This window comes from Pseudomonas sp. B14(2017) (genome assembly GCF_002113255.1).
Classification (GTDB): domain Bacteria; phylum Pseudomonadota; class Gammaproteobacteria; order Pseudomonadales; family Pseudomonadaceae; genus Aquipseudomonas; species Aquipseudomonas putida_Z.
Map to the genome: position 1 here is coordinate 122457 of NZ_NEJY01000002.1, position 15790 is coordinate 138246.

Genomic DNA, 15790 nt, shown 5'->3' on the forward strand with positions numbered 1-15790 from the left:
AGCCATGGGCGCGGCTGGCTATTGGCGCACGATCAGGTAAAGGCCGGCGGCCAGCATCAGCCAGGCCGGCCAGGCGGCAGGGGCGGCCAGGCTGGTGGCCGCGGCGGCACCAGCGGCCAGTACCGCACCACCGCCGAGCAGGCCGGCGCCGAGCAGGCGCAGCGCCCAGCGGTCGCCCTGGCGGCGCCGCTCCGGCAGTTGCGGATCGTGCAGGTGCGGTTGCGACAGGCGCTCGAGCAGGTCGCGGGCCATGTCGGCCAGGTGCGGCAGTTGCTCGACCTGGCTGTGGATGTTGCCGAGCACTGCCTTGGGGCTCATGCGGTCGCGCATCCAGCGTTCCAGGAACGGCTTGGCGGTGCTCCACAGGTCCAGGTCTGGGTACAACTGGCGGCCCAGGCCCTCGATGTTGAGCAGGGTCTTCTGCAGCAACACCAGCTGCGGCTGCACTTCCATGTTGAAGCGCCTGGCGGTCTGGAACAGGCGCATCAGCACCTGGCCGAAGGAAATATCCTTTAACGGTTTTTCGAAGATCGGCTCGCACACGGTGCGGATCGCCGCTTCGAACTCGTTCACCTTGGTGTGCGCCGGCACCCAGCCCGAGTCGATGTGCAACTGGGCGACGCGGCGGTAGTCACGCTTGAAGAAAGCGATCAGGTTGCGCGCCAGGTAGTCCTGGTCCTCGGCGGTCAGGCTGCCGACGATACCGCAGTCGATGGCGATGTACTGCGGGCTCCATGGTTTGACCGTGCTGACGAAGATGTTGCCGGGGTGCATGTCGGCATGGAAGAAGCTGTCGCGGAACACCTGGGTGAAGAACACCTCCACACCCCGTTCGGCCAGCAGCTTCATGTCGGTGCGCTGGTCGGCCAAGGTGGCCATGTCGGTCACCGGCACGCCGTAGATGCGCTCCATCACCAGCACCTTGGGGCGGCACAGGTCCCAGTACACCTGGGGCACGTACATCAGCTCGGAGCCTTCGAAGTTGCGCCGCAGCTGGCTGGCGTTGGCCGCTTCCCGCAGCAGGTCGAGCTCGTCGTAGATGGTTTTTTCGTAGTCGCCGACGATTTCCACCGGGTGCAGGCGACGGGCATCGGCCGAAGCGCGCTCGGCGGCCTTGGCGATCAGGAACAGCCAGGCCAGGTCCTGGGCGATCACCGGCTTCAGGCCCGGGCGCACCACCTTGACCACCACTTCCTCGCCACTTTTCAGGCGCGCAGCGTGCACCTGGGCCACCGAGGCCGAGGCCAGTGGCTCGACGTCGAAGCGGCTGAACAGTTGCGTTACCGGGGCGCCCAGCTGCGCCTCGATCAGTGCCACGGCCTGCTTGGGGTCGAACGGCGGCACGCGGTCCTGCAGCAGCATCAGCTCATCGGCAATGTCGTTGGGCAGCAGGTCGCGGCGTGTGGACAACAACTGGCCGAACTTGATGAAGATCGGCCCCAGGTCCTGCAGGGCCAGGCGCAGGCGCGCGCCACGGCTGAGCTCGGACGGCTTGCGCGGCAGCCAGCGCCACGGCATCAGCAGGCGCAGGCTCATCAGCCACCAGGGCAGCGGCAGGTCGAACAGCAGGTCATCGAGACGGTAGCGGATCACCACACGCTGGATGCGAAAAAGACGGCGGACGGCGAGCAGCTTCATGCGTTATCGCTGGTATCAAGGGATCGGGAGAGGCGCTTGAGGCGCGCCTCGAGGCGTTCTGTATCGAGCTTCAGGGCATCGAGCTCGCTGAAGGCGGCTTCGGCTTCGCGCTTGCCGACCAGGGTACGGGACTCTTCGGCCAGGTACTCGGAAAGGTTCTGGCTGAAGCGCGCCAGGCCCTGGCGGGTCCAGCGTGCACGCAGGCGGATGTGGCCCGCCAGCAGCGCCGTGGCGACCGGGCCGAGCCAGCGTTGCAGCTCGTGCTCCCAGTCCAGCTCCAGGTCCTGCAGCACACCGAACAGGTCGAGCAGCACGGCGCTGTCGCCATGCAGTTCGACTTGCGGGCTGTGCAGCACGGCGGTCTTGTCCCTGGCCAGGGCCAGCTGCGCCAGGCTGCCGGCCGGGGCGCGCAGGCTGCAGTCGACCTCGCCTTGCCAGTGGGCGGCGAGCATCAGGCCCTCTTCATCGGGCAGGATGAACACCTGCAAGGCTGGCTGGCGGCAGTCGATCTCGATGACCTTGCCCTCCAGCGCGGCCAGCCGCGGCAGGGCCGTGCTGTCCATGCGCAGGACGCGGTTCAGGCCATGTTCGGCGCTGGCGAGCAGCCCGGCCAGCAGCATCAGGGCTTGATCCCCCGGTGCACGGCAACGATGCCGCTGGTCATGTTGTGGTAGGTGACGCGGTCGAAACCGGCCTCGACCATCATGGCCTTCAGGGTTTCCTGATCGGGGTGCATGCGGATCGACTCGGCGAGGTAACGGTAGCTCTCCGAGTCGTTGGTGATCAGCTTGCCGGCCAGCGGCATGAAGGCGAACGAGTAGGCGTCGTAGGCCTTGGACATCAGCTTGTTGGTCGGCTTGGAGAACTCCAGCACCAGCAGGCGACCGCCCGGCTTGAGCACGCGCAGCATCGAGCGGATGGCTTCGTCCTTGTGGGTGACGTTGCGCAGGCCGAAGGCGATGGTCACGCAGTCGAAGTGGTTGTCCGGGAATGGCAGCTTCTCGGCGTCGGCCTGGACGAACTCGATGTTGCCGGCCACGCCACGGTCGAGCAGGCGGTCACGGCCGACCTTGAGCATCGACTCGTTGATGTCGGCCAGCACTACCTGGCCGGTCGGGCCGACCAGTCGCGAGAACTTGGCGGCCAGGTCGCCGGTACCGCCGGCGATGTCCAGTACACGGTTGCCGGCGCGTACGCCCGACAGCTCGATGGTGAAGCGCTTCCACAGGCGGTGCATGCCGCCGGAAAGCACGTCGTTCATCAGGTCGTACTTGGCCGCTACCGAGTGGAACACCTCGGCGACTTTCTTCGCCTTCTGGCTTTCAGGGACGTCCTGGTAACCGAAATGGGTGGTGGGTTCGGCGTGGTCGCCTTTGCGCTGGTCGTTCATATCGCTTCACCGGAAAAAATTACCGCCATTCTAGGGCGAACGGGCGGATTTGTCTTGGCGGGGTGTGCCAGTGGGCAGGGGCGGGCATAATGCCAATTATGTCTTCACTTTCAGGAACACCCGCATGACCCAGATCAGCGTCGAACGCAAACATTCCCTCGGCCGCGATGCCGCCCGTGCCAAGGCTGAAGCGCTGGTCGACAAACTGACCCGCGAATACGACCTCAAGGCCACCTGGAACGGTGACCGGGTCGACGTGGCGCGCAGCGGTGCCAACGGCAGCGTGCACATCTTCGATGACCGCATCCGCGTCGAATTGAAGCTGGGGATGATGCTGTCGATGATGAGCGGCACCATCAAGGGCGAGATCGAGCGGGCTCTGGACAAAGCCCTGGCCTGACACCCCTTCCCGGGGCCATGCTCGTTCACCTTAGGGTGAAGATTCTAATTTCCCTCTCTACCTTGTGCTCAAGCCCAACCTCCATGGGCGGTTCCTCCTCCACTCATGAGCATGAGGTACAGAGCATGGCCAAAGTGACTGTGAAGAAAAAGGACGACGCCCCGGGTACGCTGGGCGAGGTGCGCGGCTACGCGCGCAAGATCTGGCTGGCGGGCATCGGCGCCTATGCGCGCGTGGGCCAGGAAGGCTCCGACTACTTCAATGAGCTGGTCAAGGCCGGCGAAGGCGTCGAGAAGCGTGGCAAGAAGCGCATCGACAAGGAGCTCGATGCTGCCAACAACCAGATCGACGAAGCGACCCAGGAAGTCAGTCGCGTACGCGGCAAGGTCGAAGTTCAACTGGACAAGATCGAAAAAGCTTTCGACGCGCGGGTAGGTCGCGCCTTGAATCGCCTTGGCATTCCGTCTAAACATGACGTTGAGGCGTTGTCCATCAAGCTTGAACAGCTGCACGAGCTGCTCGAGCGCGTCGCGCACAAACCATAAGGAGAGCAGGATGGCTGGCAAGAAGAATTCCGAGAAAGAAGGCAGCTCCTGGGTCGGCGGGATCGAGAAGTACTCCCGCAAGATCTGGCTGGCGGGGCTTGGTATCTATTCGAAGATCGACCAGGACGGCCCGAAGCTGTTCGACTCGCTGGTGAAGGATGGCGAGAAGGCCGAGAAGCAGGCGAAGAAGACCGCAGAAGATGTTGCTGAAACTGCCAAGTCGTCGACCACTTCGCGTGTGTCGGGCGTGAAGGACCGTGCGCTGGGCAAGTGGAGCGAACTCGAAGAGGCCTTCGACAAGCGCCTGAACAGTGCCATCTCGCGCCTTGGCGTGCCGAGCCGCAACGAGATCAAGGCCCTGCACCAGCAGGTGGACAGCCTGACCAAGCAGATCGAGAAACTCACCGGCGCTTCGGTTACCCCGATTTCGTCGCGCACTGCAGCCAAACCGGCTGCGAGCAAGGCGGCGGCCAAGCCACTGGCCAAGACGGCAGCGGCCAAGCCTGCGGCAAAAACCGCGGCAGCCAAGCCGGCAGCCAAGGCCGCAGCGGCTAAACCTGCTGCCAAGACTGCGGCGGCCAAGCCTGCGGCGAAACCGGCAGCGGCCAAACCGGCTGTGGCGAAGAAGCCTGCAGTGAAGAAAGCACCGGCCAAGCCGGCAGCCGCCAAGCCGGCAGCTCCGGCGGCCAGCGCCGCTCCGGCCGCTAGTGCAGCTCCGGCGCCAACTGCGGCTCCGGCCGCTAGTGCAGCTCCGGCGCCAACTGCGGCTCCGGCCAGCAACCCACCTTCGGCACAGACAGGCACCGGTACCCTGATCTGATACCGCGTCGCCTTCTTCGCGGGCTTGCCCGCTCCCACAGGTCCTGTGTGCACTCGAGCACTGCATTTCACCTGTGGGAGCGGGCATGCCCGCGAAAGCCGCGACACCGAAACAACAGGCTTACCCCTCCAGATACCGCACCGCCAACTGCTCCGCCGCCCCCCGCGCCTGGGCCTGCAGATGCGGCGCCACCAGCATCATCACCTGGTACACCACAATCCCCACATCCCCCTCGCGCCCCAGTACCCGCTGATAATCCAGCGAGAACATCAGTGTCAGGGTGATCTGCTCCACCAGTTGCCCCAGCGCCTGGGTCTCGCTCTCTACCAACCCCTGGCCCTTGAGGCTGGCTAGCAACGCCGCCAGTGTGCGCTTGAGCGCGTTGATCAGGTTGCGCATGCCGCGGGCCAGTTTGGGCAGGCGCCCGGTCAGGTTCGACAGGTCCTGGAACAGGAAGCGGTACTGCGCCATGCGTTCGACGATCAGGTGCAGAAACAGCCAGTAATCCTCGGCGTCCAGGCGTACCTCCAGCGGCGGGTCGAGCAAGGGCATCAGCGCTTCTTCAAAGCGCTCGAACAGCCCCAGCACCAACGGCTCCTTGCCGTGGAAGTGGTAGTAGAGATTGCCAGGGCTGATGCCCAGTTCGTTGGCAATTTCCAGGGTGGATACGTTCGGTTCGCCCTGCTGGTTGAACAGCTGCAGGGCACATTCGAGGATACGGTCGCGAGTCTTCATCCAGTCGGCATGCTCATCGGGTCAGCACGTAGGTGCCCGGCGCGGGGCCCAGCGGTGGGTAGGTGGCATTGCCCAGTTCGCTGCGCGGTGCCTTGAGCGGGCCGGAGCGCGGGGTGATCCACTCCAGCCACAACGGCCACCAGCTGCCTTCGCTGCGCTTGGCGTCGTGGAACCAGGCACGCGGGTCGCTGGATAGCTTGGGGTTGGCCAGGTAGTAGGCCTTGGGGTTGCCGGGCGGGTTGATGATGCTCTGGATATGCCCGCTGTTGGCCAGCACGAAGCGCCGGTCGCCACCCAGCAGCAAGGCCGAGCGGTACACCGCATCCCACGGGGTGATGTGGTCGTTGCTGCCGGCCACGGTGAAACTGTCCAGCTCGACCTTCTGCAGGTCGATGGGGGTGCCGCATACCTCCAGGCCGGCGGGGTGGGTCAGCGGGTTGAGCTTGAAGAAGTCCAGCAGGTCGCCATGCAGCGCGGCGGGCAGGCGCGTGCTGTCGGCGTTCCAGTACAGGATGTCGAAGGCTGGTGGTGTCTTGCCGAGCAGGTAGTTGTTGACCCAGTAGTTCCAGATCAGGTCGTTGGGCCGCATCCAGGCGAAGATCCGCGCCACCTCGGCGCCATCCAGCACGCCGCGCTGGTAGGAGCGGCGCTTGGCGGCCTCGATGGTCTGCTCGTCGGCGAACAGGCTGGCGGGGCTTTCGAACTTGCTGTCCAGCAGGCTGACCAGGTAGGTGGCGCTGCGCACCCGGCGCAGCTGGTGCTTGGCCTGCAGGTGGCCCTGCAGCGCGGCCATGGTCAGGCCGCCGGCGCAGGCGCCCATCAGGTTGGGGTCGCGGTTGCCGCTGATGCTGCGGCAAGCGTTGAGCGCTTCTTCCAGGGCCTGAACGTAGCTGGACAGGCCCCATTCGCGGTGGCGCGGGTCGGGGTTGCGCCAGCTGACCATGAACACCTGCAGGCCATTCTTGAGCATGTACTGGACGAAGCTGTTGGTCGAGCTGAGGTCGAAGATGTAGAACTTGTTGATCTGTGGCGGCACCACCAGCAGTGGCCGGGCGTGCTGCTTTTCGCTCATCGGTTTGTACTGGATCAGCTCCAGCAGCTCGTTGCGAAACACCACGGCGCCGGCGGTCGCGGCCAGGTTGCCGCCCACTTCGAAGGCGCGCTCGTCGACCTGGCGTGGCAGGCCGTCATTGTGGCGCAGGTCATCGAGCAGGTGGGCCACACCGCGCACCAGGCTCTGGCCACCGCTGTTGAACAGTTCCTTGACTGCCAGCGGGTTGAGCAGCGAGTTGCTCGGCGCCAGGGCATCGTTGATCAGGTTGAACAGGAAGTGCGCACGGGCCCGGTCATCGTCGTCCAGGTGGCTTTCCTCGATCCACAGTCGGGTCTGCTTCTGCCAGGCCAGGTAGGCCTGCAGGCCGCGACGGTAGAACGGGTTCTGGCTCCATGTCGGGTCATTGAAGCGCGTATCGCGCGGGTTCGGCTGAAGCGGTGTGTCACCCAGCATCACCCGGCCCAGCTGGCCACCCAGGGCCAACAGGTGATGTGCGGTGTGCAGCGGGTGACGCAGGCTTTGGCGGCTGACATTGCGCAGCGTGGAAATCAGGTCACGGCCGCGCAGGCCGAGGATGGCGTTCTGCACGTTCATGCTGGTGGCGGGAAGCGTTGGCGTTCCTTTGGCCGGTTTGTCTTTCATGGCAACACTCCCTCGTCCTGACCTGGTGCCTCATGACTAAACATATTCACTGATCTAGCAGGGTCTCTGTGGGAGCGGGTTCACCCGCGAACACCGGCGAAGCCGGTGCCATACACCGAGTTAATTTCTTCGCGGGTGAACCCGCTCCCACAGGGTCCCAAATCGCCTTCACACACCCGAAGCCGGGCGAGGGTGCATGACGGCGCGCTGTCGTTCTTGCTGAAGGAACTTCATGATGATCGGGGCGACGGCCTCGGCCCGGGTGATCAGGAACAAATGACCGTCGTCGATAATGTGTAGCTGGGCATTGGGAATCCGCCAGGCCAGCAGGCGCATGTTGATCAGCGGGATCAGTGGGTCGTCGTCGCCGGCCAGCACCAGGGTCGGTTGCTGGATCTTGTGCAGCCAGTGGATGCTGGTCCAGCCGAGCCCGGCGAACAGCTGCCAGTAGTAGCCCATCTTGCCGCCGGAGCGCACCTTGGCGGCGTGCTGCATGGCCAGTTCGGGGTCACGCCGGAAGCCGCCGCCATAGATCGTCGGCGCAATGCGGATGACATGCGACGGCTGCACGTAACGCCGTGGGCTGGCCATCATCCACAACACCTTGGGCTTGCCTGGCACCATCACCGCACCGGCTGCGGTGGCGGCCAGCACCAGTTTCTTGCAGCGTTCGGGGTAATCGTGGGCGAACTGCTGGGCCAGGGCGCCGCCCCAGGACACACCGATGACATTGACCTGGCCGTAGTCGAGGTAGTCGAGCATGCGTGCCGTCAGCTTGGCCAACCCGGGGAAGCGGTACGGGTGGCGCGGCGTGGACGAGCCGCCGACCCCGGGTACGTCAAAGGCAATGACTTCCAGGTCCGGATCCAGTGCTTCGATGAACGGAAACACCAGCTCCAGGTTGGCACCGATGCCGTTGAAGATCAGCAGCGGCGTCAGGTGCGGTTTGCCCGGGCGGACGGCGGTGCGGATGGACTGGTTGTCCAGCTCGACGGTCCTGAAGATGTAGGGTTGCGGCATGCGCGTGACTCATGGGGTGAAATGAACACCGTGGCGCCCCGCAGGTGGCCACGGCGCTGCAGCTCAACGCTCGTGAACGTAGGTGCCCGGGGATGCCTCGCCAGCGGCATAGGCACGGTTGCCCAGGCGGGTCGGCGCCTTTTTCAGCTCGCCGGCACGCTCGCCCAGCCAGCTTTGCCAGTGCAGCCACCAGGAGTCGGCATGCTTGGTGGCGTTTTCCTGCCAGGCCACCGGGTCACCCGGGCGATCGGCACCGGTCATGAAGCGCGCCTTGGGGTTGCCTGGCGGGTTGAGGATGCTCTGGATGTGGCCGCTGTTGGACAGCACGAACTCGATCTTGCCGCCGAACAGATGCGCCGAGCGGTAGCACGACTGCCACGGGGTGATGTGGTCGTTGGTGCCGGCAAGGCTGTAGATGTCGCATTTGACCTGTTTCAGGTCGATCGGGGTGCCGCACACTTCCAGGGCGTCCGGCCGGGTCAGCGGGTTGCTCTTGAACATTTCGATCAGGTCGCCGTGGAAGGCGGCCGGCAGGCGCGTGGTGTCGTTGTTCCAGAACAGGATGTCGAACACCGGCGGCTCGTTGCCGAGCAGATAGTTGTTGACCCAGTAGTTCCAGATCAGGTCGTTGGGGCGCATCCAGGCGAACACCTTGGCCATCTCGCTGCCTTCGAGCACGCCGGCCTGGTAGGAGTGGCGCTTGGCGGCCTCCAAAGTCTGCTCGTCGACGAACAGGGCGACCTGGTTGTCCATGGTGGTGTCCAGCACGCTGACCAGCAGGGTCAGGGCATTGACCTTGTTTTCGCCGAGGGCGGCATAGTGGCCGACCAATGCCGTGCAGGTGATGCCGCCGGAGCAGGCACCGAGCATGTTCAGGTCCTTGCTGCCGGTAATCGCCAGCACCGCGTCGACCGCCTCCTTGAGCGCGTCGATGTAGGTGGACAGGCCCCATTCGCGCTGGGCTTTGGTCGGGTTGCGCCAGCTGATGATGAAGGTCTGCTGCTGCGAGCGCAGGCAGTAGCGCGCCAGGCTCTTTTCCGGGCTCAGGTCGAATACATAGAACTTGTTGATCTGCGGCGGCACCACCAGCAGCGGGCGGGCATGCACCTGCTCGGTGATGGGGCTGTACTGGATCAACTCCAGCACATCGTTGCGGTACACCACGGCGCCTTCACTGGTGCCCAGGTTCTTGCCCACCTCGAAGGCGTCCATGTTTACCTGGCTGGGCATGCCACCGTTGTTGACCAGGTCCTTGGCCAGGTTGGACAGGCCATCGAGCAGGCTCTTGCCGCCGGTTTCGAAGAAGCGTTTGACCGCTGCCGGGTTGGACAGGGTGTTGGTCGGAGCCATGGCTTCGGTCATCAGGTTGATGACGAACTGGCCGCGGCTGATGTCCTGGGGCGACAGGTCACTGTTGCCGATCCAGTCCTGCAGCTCCTTGCGCCAGGCCAGATAGGTTTGCAGGTAGCGGCGGTAAAGTGGGTTGTTGCTCCATGCCGGGTCATTGAAGCGACGGTCGTCGCTTTCCGGGGCAAGGCTGGACTTGCCCAGCAGCACGTTCTTCAGCTCCAGGCCAAAGTGGGCCACATGCTTGGCGCTGTGCAGCGGTTGGCGCACGGCCTGGCGCAGCACGGTGCGTGCCGAGCTCAACAGGTCTTTGCGGCGGATACCGATGACCGGGTTCAGCCCCAGGGTGTTTTCCGAGGCCTGCCGCTGCAGCTCATCGTTGTTCTTGTTACTCATCTACGACGCTCCGTTGTCCTGAGACGAGTACCGGTTGCTGTGGCGGGTGCACAGTTCTGAGCCCGGTACTGCTACTCGGGTGACCAGTGATAAGGAACAGCGGTGCTGCGAGGGTTCTGACTACCTGCAATTTGATGCAGGGAACTTGCCACCCCCATTGGTTACCCGACTTTCATGTAATGCGCAAGACAGCCCGTCACTGGGCTGTCTGTAAGTCATTCAAACAGATGATTTTAGAAAATGCGCTCTAAATCCTGCAGGCCTTGCGCTAGAGCATGAGTTTGACCACCGACTCGGCGGGGTCGCGGGATTTCCCGGCCTTGTGCAGTTCGTCGAGGTACTCGGCCCACAGCTGTTCCTGGCGCAGGCACAGCTGCTCGAGATATTCCCAGGTGAACAGGCCGCTGTCATGGCCGTCGTCGAAGGTCAGTTTCAGTGCGTATTGCCCGGCTGGCTCCAGGCCGCTGAGGCCGACGTTGATCTTGCCGAACTGGAGGATGGGGTTACCGTGGCCCTGGACCTCGGCGGAGGGGGAGTGCACGCGCAGGAATTCGGCGGGCAGGTGGTAGACCTCGCCGGGGGCGTAGGTGAGGCTGAGGGTTTTCGAAGCTTTGTGCAGGTTGATGGCGGTGGGCAGGCGGGCCATAGGCGGAATCTCTCGGGAGCTGATGAAGCAAGCTTCCAGCTTATGATGGAGGGATTCAAGGGCCTCTTCGCGGGCGCGCCCGCTCCCACAGGATCACCACATGCTTTGGGTCTGTGGTGATCCTGTGGGAGCGGGCGTGCCCGCGAAGCTGTCGACGCCGGTTTTACAGGATGTAACGCGACAGGTCTTCGTTCTGCGCCAGCTCACCCAGGTGGCTGTTCACATACGCCGCGTCGATCTGGATCGGCGCTTCGTCATGGGTGCTGGCCAGGTCGCCAGCGCTGAACGACACCTCTTCGAGCAAACGCTCGAGCAGGGTGTGCAGGCGGCGGGCGCCGATGTTCTCGGTCTTCTCGTTCACCTGGTAGGCAATCTCGGCCAGGCGCTTGATACCGTCGGCGAGGAACTCGATGTTCAGGCCTTCGGTCTTGAGCAGGGCCTGGTACTGTTCGGTCAGCGACGCGTGCGGCTCCTGCAGGATGCGCTCGAAGTCTTCCGGGGTCAGGGCCTTGAGTTCCACACGGATCGGCAGGCGGCCTTGCAGCTCGGGCACCAGGTCGCTCGGCTTGCTCAGGTGGAACGCACCCGAGGCAATGAACAGGATGTGGTCGGTCTTGACCATGCCCAGCTTGGTGTTGACGGTGCAGCCTTCGATCAGCGGCAGCAGGTCGCGCTGCACGCCTTCACGGGACACGTCGGCGCCGCCAACATTGCCGCGCTTGGCAACCTTGTCGATTTCGTCGATGAACACGATACCGTGCTGCTCGACAGCTTCCAGGGCCTTGGCCTTGAGCTCTTCCTCGTTGACCAGGCGGCTCGCTTCTTCATCGCGAACCATCTTCAGCGCCTCTTTAACCTTCAGCTTGCGCGCCTTGCGCTTGCCTTTGCCCATGTTGGCGAACAGGCTCTGCAGCTGGTTGGTCATTTCTTCCATGCCGGGCGGCGCGGCAATTTCGACGCCCACGGCATCGGCCACCTCGATCTCGATTTCCTTGTCGTCCAGCTGGCCTTCGCGCAGGCGCTTGCGGAACAGCTGGCGGGTGTTGGAGTCGGTGCTGGTCTGCGCGGCTTCCTCGGCGAAGCTGCTGACCCGCGCCTGCGGCAGCAGGGCGTCGAGGATGCGGTCTTCGGCGGCGTCTTCGGCGCGGTGGCGCACGCGGATGATCTCTTGCTCACGTAGCATCTTCAGCGCGGCATCGGCCAGGTCGCGGATGATCGACTCGACGTCGCGGCCCACGTAGCCCACTTCGGTGAACTTGGTGGCTTCGACCTTGAGGAACGGCGCGTTGGCCAGCTTGGCCAGGCGGCGGGCGATTTCGGTCTTGCCGACGCCGGTAGGGCCGATCATCAGGATGTTCTTCGGGGTCACTTCGGCGCGCAGCTCGGTGGGGAGCTGCATGCGCCGCCAGCGGTTGCGCAGGGCGATGGCCACGGCGCGCTTGGCGTCGTCCTGGCCGATGATGTGGCGGTTGAGTTCGTGGACGATCTCGCGGGGGGTCATGGACATGATGAAAATGGTCCTCGGGCGGAATGAATCAGCGTGGAAAAACCCCATCACCGGGATGAGGCGCCAGAACAGCTGATCAGTCGGCCAGGTCCTGCTCCTCGATGGTCAGGTTGTGGTTGGTGAACACGCAGATGTCGCCGGCGATGTTCAGGGCGGTCTCGGCGATTTCACGGGCCGAGAGGTCGGTCTTGTTCAGCAGGGCGCGGGCTGCGGCCTGGGCGTAGGCGCCGCCGGAACCCATCGCGATCAGGCCGTCTTCGGGTTCGACCACGTCGCCGTTGCCGGTGATGATCAGGGAGGCGTCCTTGTTGGCCACGGCCAGCATGGCCTCCAGGCGGCTCAGGGAGCGGTCGGTACGCCATTCCTTGGCCAGCTCCACGGCAGCGCGGACCAGGTGGCCCTGATGTTTCTCGAGCTGGCCTTCAAAGCGCTCGAAAAGGGTGAACGCATCGGCGGTGGCGCCGGCGAAGCCCGCGATGACCTGGCCGTGGTACAGGCGGCGCACCTTCTTGGCGTTGCCTTTCATCACGGTGTTGCCGAGGGATACCTGGCCGTCGCCGCCCATGACGACTTTGCCGTTACGGCGGACAGAAACGATGGTGGTCAAGGGGAGAGTCTCCACGCAGCGGGGCGAAAGTGCCTGATGCAGACTCATATGGGGGTGGGGGGAAGGATTTCAACCGTGGGGGATGAATGGTAGGTGTTCCCTTGCACTGGCCTCATCGCCGGCAAGCCAGCTCCCACAGGGATATCACAGGCCTTGAGGGCAGTGATTTCCTGTGGGAGCTGGCTTGCCGGCGATGAGGCCAGTGAGGGTTACTCAGGCCTCGTGGCAGACATGCCCATCGACCAAGGTATAACGCACCGCGCCCGGCAGGCAGTGGCCGATGAACGGGCAGTTCTCGCCGCGCGAGAACCACTGCTCGCCGGCCACGGTCGAGGCTTGCGGGTCGAACAGCACCAGGTCGGCCGCGCCACCCACTTTCAGCTCGCCGGCCGGCAGGCGCAGGGCCGCCGCCGGGCCGCTGCTCAGGCGGGCCAGCAAGGTTGGCAGGTCGAGCAGGCCGTCCTGCACCAGGGTCATGGCCAGCGGCAGCAGCAGCTCGACGCTGCTGATGCCCGGCTCGGTGGCGCCGAACGGGGCCAGCTTGGCGTCGCGCTCGTGCGGCTGGTGGTGGCTGGAAATCGCCTGGATCACCCCCGACTTCACCGCCTCGCGCAGGCCGTCGCGGTCAGCGGCGGTGCGCAGCGGCGGCTGCACGTGGTACAGGCTGGAGAACTCGCGCAGCGATTCGTCGGTGAGGATCAGCTGGTACAGCGCCACATCGGCGGTCACCGGCAGGCCCAGGGCCTGGGCCTGGGCGATCAGGCGCGCGCCGCGGGCGCTGGTGATCTGGGTGAAGTGCGCACGCACGCCGGTCTGTTCCACCAGCAGCAGATTGCGCGCCAGGGCCACGGTCTCGGCGGTTTCCGGAATGCCCGGCAGGCCGAGGAAGCTGGCCATGGCACCTTCGTGGGCCAGGCCACCCTGGGCCAGGTCGCGGTCCTGGGAGTGGAACACCACGGTCAGGTCGAAGGTGGCGGCGTATTCCAGGGCGCGGGCCAGGGTACGGTTGTTGGGGATCTCCTTCAGGCCATTGCCGAAGGCCACGCAGCCGGTGTCGCGCAGGGCCACCAGCTCGGCCAGTTGCTCGCCTTCCAGGCCCTTGGTCAGGGCGCCGATCGGGTAGACCTTGCTGTTGGCGGCCTCGCGGGCGCGGTCGAGGATCAGTTCGGCCACGGCCGAGGTGTCCAGCACCGGCTTGGTCTGCGGCGGGCAGCACAGGCTGGTGACACCGCCGGCGACGGCGGCGCGGGTCTCACTGGCGATGTTGCCTTTGCGGCTGTAGCCCGGCTCGCGCAGGGACACGCCGAGGTCGACCAGGCCGGGGGCGGCGACCAGGCCATCAGCCTGGATCGTGCGGCTGGCGCTGAAGCCGGCCGGGGCTGCACCGATGGCGGCAATGCGGCCGCCGTCCAGGTGCAGGTCGGTGACCTGGTCCAGGCCGCTGTTGGGGTCGATGACCCGGGCGCCGAGAATACTGATGGTCACTGGGCGTTCTCCTGGTCGAATTGACGTTGCGCGTTCTGCCCACTCATGGCCATGGACAGCACGGCCATGCGCACGGCGATGCCGTAGGTGACCTGGTTGAGGATCACCGAGTGCTTGCCGTCGGCCACCGCCGACTCGATTTCCACGCCGCGGTTGATCGGGCCCGGGTGCATGACGATGGCGTCGGGCTTGGCCCCGGCCAGGCGCGCGGTGGTCAGGCCGAACAGGCGGTAGAACTCGCCTTCGCTGGGCAGCAGGCCACCGGCCATGCGCTCACGCTGCAGGCGCAGCATGATCACCACGTCGACATCCTTCAGGCCTTCGGCGAGGTCGGTGTACACCTTCACGCCGTACTGCTCGATACCGATCGGGATCAGGGTTTTCGGGCCGATCACGCGGATGTCCGGGCAGCCCAGCGCTTTCAGCGCCAGCATGTCGGAGCGGGCCACGCGCGAGTGCAGGATGTCGCCGACGATGGCCACCGACAGGTTCTCGAAGCTGCCCTTGTGGCGGCGGATGGTGAGCATGTCGAGCATGCCCTGGGTCGGGTGCGCATGGCGGCCGTCACCGCCGTTGATCACGGCAACTTCCGGGCACACGTGCTCGGCGATGAAGTGCGCGGCCCCGGAGTCGGAGTGGCGCACCACGAACATGTCGGCGGCCATGGCTTCGAGGTTGCGCAGGGTGTCGAACAGGGTCTCGCCCTTGCTGGTCGAGGAGGTCGACACGTTCAGGCTGATCACGTCGGCCGACAGGCGCTGGGCCGCCAGTTCGAAGGTGGTACGGGTACGGGTGGAGTTCTCGAAGAACACGTTGCACACGGTCTTGCCGCGCAGCAACGGGACTTTCTTCACGGCCCGGGCACCGACTTCCAGGAAGGAGTCGGCGGTGTCGAGGATCTCGGTGAGCAGTTCGCGGGGCAAACCGTCGAGCGAGAGGAAGTGGCGCAGCTGGCCCTGATCATTGAGCTGCAGCGGGCGCTTGGCGTCGATTGGCGTCATCGCGGGGGACTCTTAAAGGGCGGAAGCGGAGGCGAGGTCCTGGCGCTCGAGGGCGAGCGGTGCGGGTCCGGTCAATTTTACCCGTTCATGGGCGGCCAGCGACAGGGTGGCGCCGAGTACATTCGGGCGGATTGGCAGTTCGCCGGCATCCAGGTCCAGCAGGCAGACCAGGGTGACGCTGGCCGGGCGGCCATAATCGAACAGTTCGTTGAGCGCGGCGCGCACCGTGCGGCCGCTCATCAGCACGTCATCCACCAGCACCAGGTGCTGGCCCTCGACCTCGAACGGCAGCTCGGACGGGCGCACTTGCGGGTGCAGGCCGTTCTGGCTGAAGTCGTCGCGATAGAACGACACGTCCAGAGTGCCCATGGGGCTGGTGTCGCCCATGGCTTCCTGCAGGGCCTGGGCAACCCAGACGCCGCCGGTGCGGATGCCGATGTAGCGTGGTTCGGTAATTGCCCGGCGGGCCAGGTGGGCGCGAAGGTCGACGGCCATCTGCCGAATCAGTTCGGCTGGATCGGGTAGGCTCATTGCAGGCTCCTCGGAAGGGTGCGCCG

Annotated in this window: 16 protein-coding genes; 3 read left to right on the top strand and 13 right to left on the bottom strand. The window is 65.1% G+C overall.

The features are described from left to right. Positions 1–18 precede the first annotated feature (18 nt). Genes ubiB through ubiE form a run of 3 tightly spaced genes read right to left on the bottom strand, consistent with a single transcriptional unit; the run spans position 19 to position 3028 of the window. Entirely contained in the window at positions 19–1638 is a 1620-nt protein-coding gene (ubiB, locus tag CAG34_RS02485; protein ID WP_085587792.1) for a ubiquinone biosynthesis regulatory protein kinase UbiB, read from the bottom strand. Beyond that, positions 1635–2258, bottom strand: coding sequence for an SCP2 domain-containing protein (locus CAG34_RS02490; RefSeq protein ID WP_085587794.1), 624 nt, complete (start codon positions 2256–2258; stop codon positions 1635–1637). The genes ubiB and CAG34_RS02490 overlap by 4 nt, the downstream gene beginning before the upstream one ends. Continuing rightward, entirely contained in the window at positions 2258–3028 is a 771-nt protein-coding gene (gene ubiE / locus CAG34_RS02495; RefSeq protein WP_013974541.1) for a bifunctional demethylmenaquinone methyltransferase/2-methoxy-6-polyprenyl-1,4-benzoquinol methylase UbiE, read from the bottom strand. The genes CAG34_RS02490 and ubiE overlap by 1 nt, the downstream gene beginning before the upstream one ends. Positions 3029–3152: 124 nt before the next feature. On the opposite strand from ubiE, the gene CAG34_RS02500 reads away from it, so the two are divergent. From CAG34_RS02500 to CAG34_RS02510, 3 genes are all read left to right on the top strand, one after another. After that, on the top strand, positions 3153–3428 hold the full coding sequence (locus CAG34_RS02500; RefSeq protein WP_015272091.1) for a polyhydroxyalkanoic acid system family protein: 276 nt from the start codon (positions 3153–3155) through the stop codon (positions 3426–3428). Positions 3429–3553: 125 nt separating this feature from the next. Further along, entirely contained in the window at positions 3554–3973 is a 420-nt protein-coding gene (locus CAG34_RS02505) for a phasin family protein (RefSeq protein WP_023663112.1), read from the top strand. 10 nt (positions 3974–3983) lie between these two features. Next, positions 3984–4793: a phasin family protein gene (locus tag CAG34_RS02510; protein WP_085587796.1), complete on the top strand. Its 810-nt coding sequence runs from the start codon at positions 3984–3986 to the stop codon at positions 4791–4793. 120 nt (positions 4794–4913) lie between these two features. On the opposite strand, the gene CAG34_RS02515 is transcribed toward CAG34_RS02510, so the two are convergent. The 10 genes from CAG34_RS02515 to pyrR all read right to left on the bottom strand — a co-directional run bounded on the left by CAG34_RS02515 (position 4914) and on the right by pyrR (position 15764). Beyond that, the gene (locus CAG34_RS02515; RefSeq protein ID WP_075046596.1) at positions 4914–5528 is read right to left on the bottom strand and encodes a TetR/AcrR family transcriptional regulator; all 615 of its coding nucleotides are present in this window, start codon (positions 5526–5528) and stop codon (positions 4914–4916) included. Between the two features lie 13 nt (positions 5529–5541). After that, a complete protein-coding gene (phaC, locus tag CAG34_RS02520) occupies positions 5542–7224 on the bottom strand; it encodes a class II poly(R)-hydroxyalkanoic acid synthase (protein ID WP_085587798.1) in 1683 nt (560 codons plus the stop codon). Positions 7225–7392: 168 nt separating this feature from the next. Beyond that, positions 7393–8244, bottom strand: coding sequence for a poly(3-hydroxyalkanoate) depolymerase (gene phaZ, locus CAG34_RS02530; RefSeq protein WP_085587802.1), 852 nt, complete (start codon positions 8242–8244; stop codon positions 7393–7395). 63 nt (positions 8245–8307) lie between these two features. Continuing rightward, entirely contained in the window at positions 8308–9987 is a 1680-nt protein-coding gene (gene phaC, locus CAG34_RS02535) for a class II poly(R)-hydroxyalkanoic acid synthase (RefSeq protein ID WP_025340910.1), read from the bottom strand. 268 nt (positions 9988–10255) lie between these two features. Further along, positions 10256–10633: a gamma-butyrobetaine hydroxylase-like domain-containing protein gene (locus CAG34_RS02540; RefSeq protein ID WP_003249306.1), complete on the bottom strand. Its 378-nt coding sequence runs from the start codon at positions 10631–10633 to the stop codon at positions 10256–10258. 163 nt (positions 10634–10796) lie between these two features. Beyond that, positions 10797–12140 (bottom strand): ATP-dependent protease ATPase subunit HslU, encoded by a 1344-nt coding sequence (hslU, locus tag CAG34_RS02545; protein WP_085587805.1) that lies wholly within the window; start codon positions 12138–12140, stop codon positions 10797–10799. A 76-nt stretch (positions 12141–12216) separates the two neighbouring features. Beyond that, entirely contained in the window at positions 12217–12747 is a 531-nt protein-coding gene (gene hslV / locus CAG34_RS02550; protein ID WP_003249309.1) for an ATP-dependent protease subunit HslV, read from the bottom strand. A 213-nt stretch (positions 12748–12960) separates the two neighbouring features. Next, on the bottom strand, positions 12961–14232 hold the full coding sequence (locus CAG34_RS02555; protein WP_075046592.1) for a dihydroorotase: 1272 nt from the start codon (positions 14230–14232) through the stop codon (positions 12961–12963). Then, on the bottom strand, positions 14229–15233 hold the full coding sequence (locus CAG34_RS02560; RefSeq protein ID WP_003257774.1) for an aspartate carbamoyltransferase catalytic subunit: 1005 nt from the start codon (positions 15231–15233) through the stop codon (positions 14229–14231). Before CAG34_RS02560 ends, CAG34_RS02555 begins: the two co-directional genes overlap by 4 nt. 12 nt (positions 15234–15245) lie before the next feature. Then, the gene (pyrR, locus tag CAG34_RS02565) at positions 15246–15764 is read right to left on the bottom strand and encodes a bifunctional pyr operon transcriptional regulator/uracil phosphoribosyltransferase PyrR (RefSeq protein ID WP_025340908.1); all 519 of its coding nucleotides are present in this window, start codon (positions 15762–15764) and stop codon (positions 15246–15248) included. Between the last annotated feature and the right edge of the window lie 26 nt (positions 15765–15790).

Coding starts and splice junctions, on each gene's coding strand:
- ubiB (WP_085587792.1), bottom strand. CDS start 1,638: ATGAAGCTGCTCGCCGTCCGCCGTCTTTTTCGCATCCAGCGTGTGGTG.
- CAG34_RS02490 (WP_085587794.1), bottom strand. CDS start 2,258: ATGCTGCTGGCCGGGCTGCTCGCCAGCGCCGAACATGGCCTGAACCGC.
- ubiE (WP_013974541.1), bottom strand. CDS start 3,028: ATGAACGACCAGCGCAAAGGCGACCACGCCGAACCCACCACCCATTTC.
- CAG34_RS02500 (WP_015272091.1), top strand. CDS start 3,153: ATGACCCAGATCAGCGTCGAACGCAAACATTCCCTCGGCCGCGATGCC.
- CAG34_RS02505 (WP_023663112.1), top strand. CDS start 3,554: ATGGCCAAAGTGACTGTGAAGAAAAAGGACGACGCCCCGGGTACGCTG.
- CAG34_RS02510 (WP_085587796.1), top strand. CDS start 3,984: ATGGCTGGCAAGAAGAATTCCGAGAAAGAAGGCAGCTCCTGGGTCGGC.
- CAG34_RS02515 (WP_075046596.1), bottom strand. CDS start 5,528: ATGAAGACTCGCGACCGTATCCTCGAATGTGCCCTGCAGCTGTTCAAC.
- phaC (WP_085587798.1), bottom strand. CDS start 7,224: ATGAAAGACAAACCGGCCAAAGGAACGCCAACGCTTCCCGCCACCAGC.
- phaZ (WP_085587802.1), bottom strand. CDS start 8,244: ATGCCGCAACCCTACATCTTCAGGACCGTCGAGCTGGACAACCAGTCC.
- phaC (WP_025340910.1), bottom strand. CDS start 9,987: ATGAGTAACAAGAACAACGATGAGCTGCAGCGGCAGGCCTCGGAAAAC.
- CAG34_RS02540 (WP_003249306.1), bottom strand. CDS start 10,633: ATGGCCCGCCTGCCCACCGCCATCAACCTGCACAAAGCTTCGAAAACC.
- hslU (WP_085587805.1), bottom strand. CDS start 12,140: ATGTCCATGACCCCCCGCGAGATCGTCCACGAACTCAACCGCCACATC.
- CAG34_RS02560 (WP_003257774.1), bottom strand. CDS start 15,233: ATGACGCCAATCGACGCCAAGCGCCCGCTGCAGCTCAATGATCAGGGC.
- pyrR (WP_025340908.1), bottom strand. CDS start 15,764: ATGAGCCTACCCGATCCAGCCGAACTGATTCGGCAGATGGCCGTCGAC.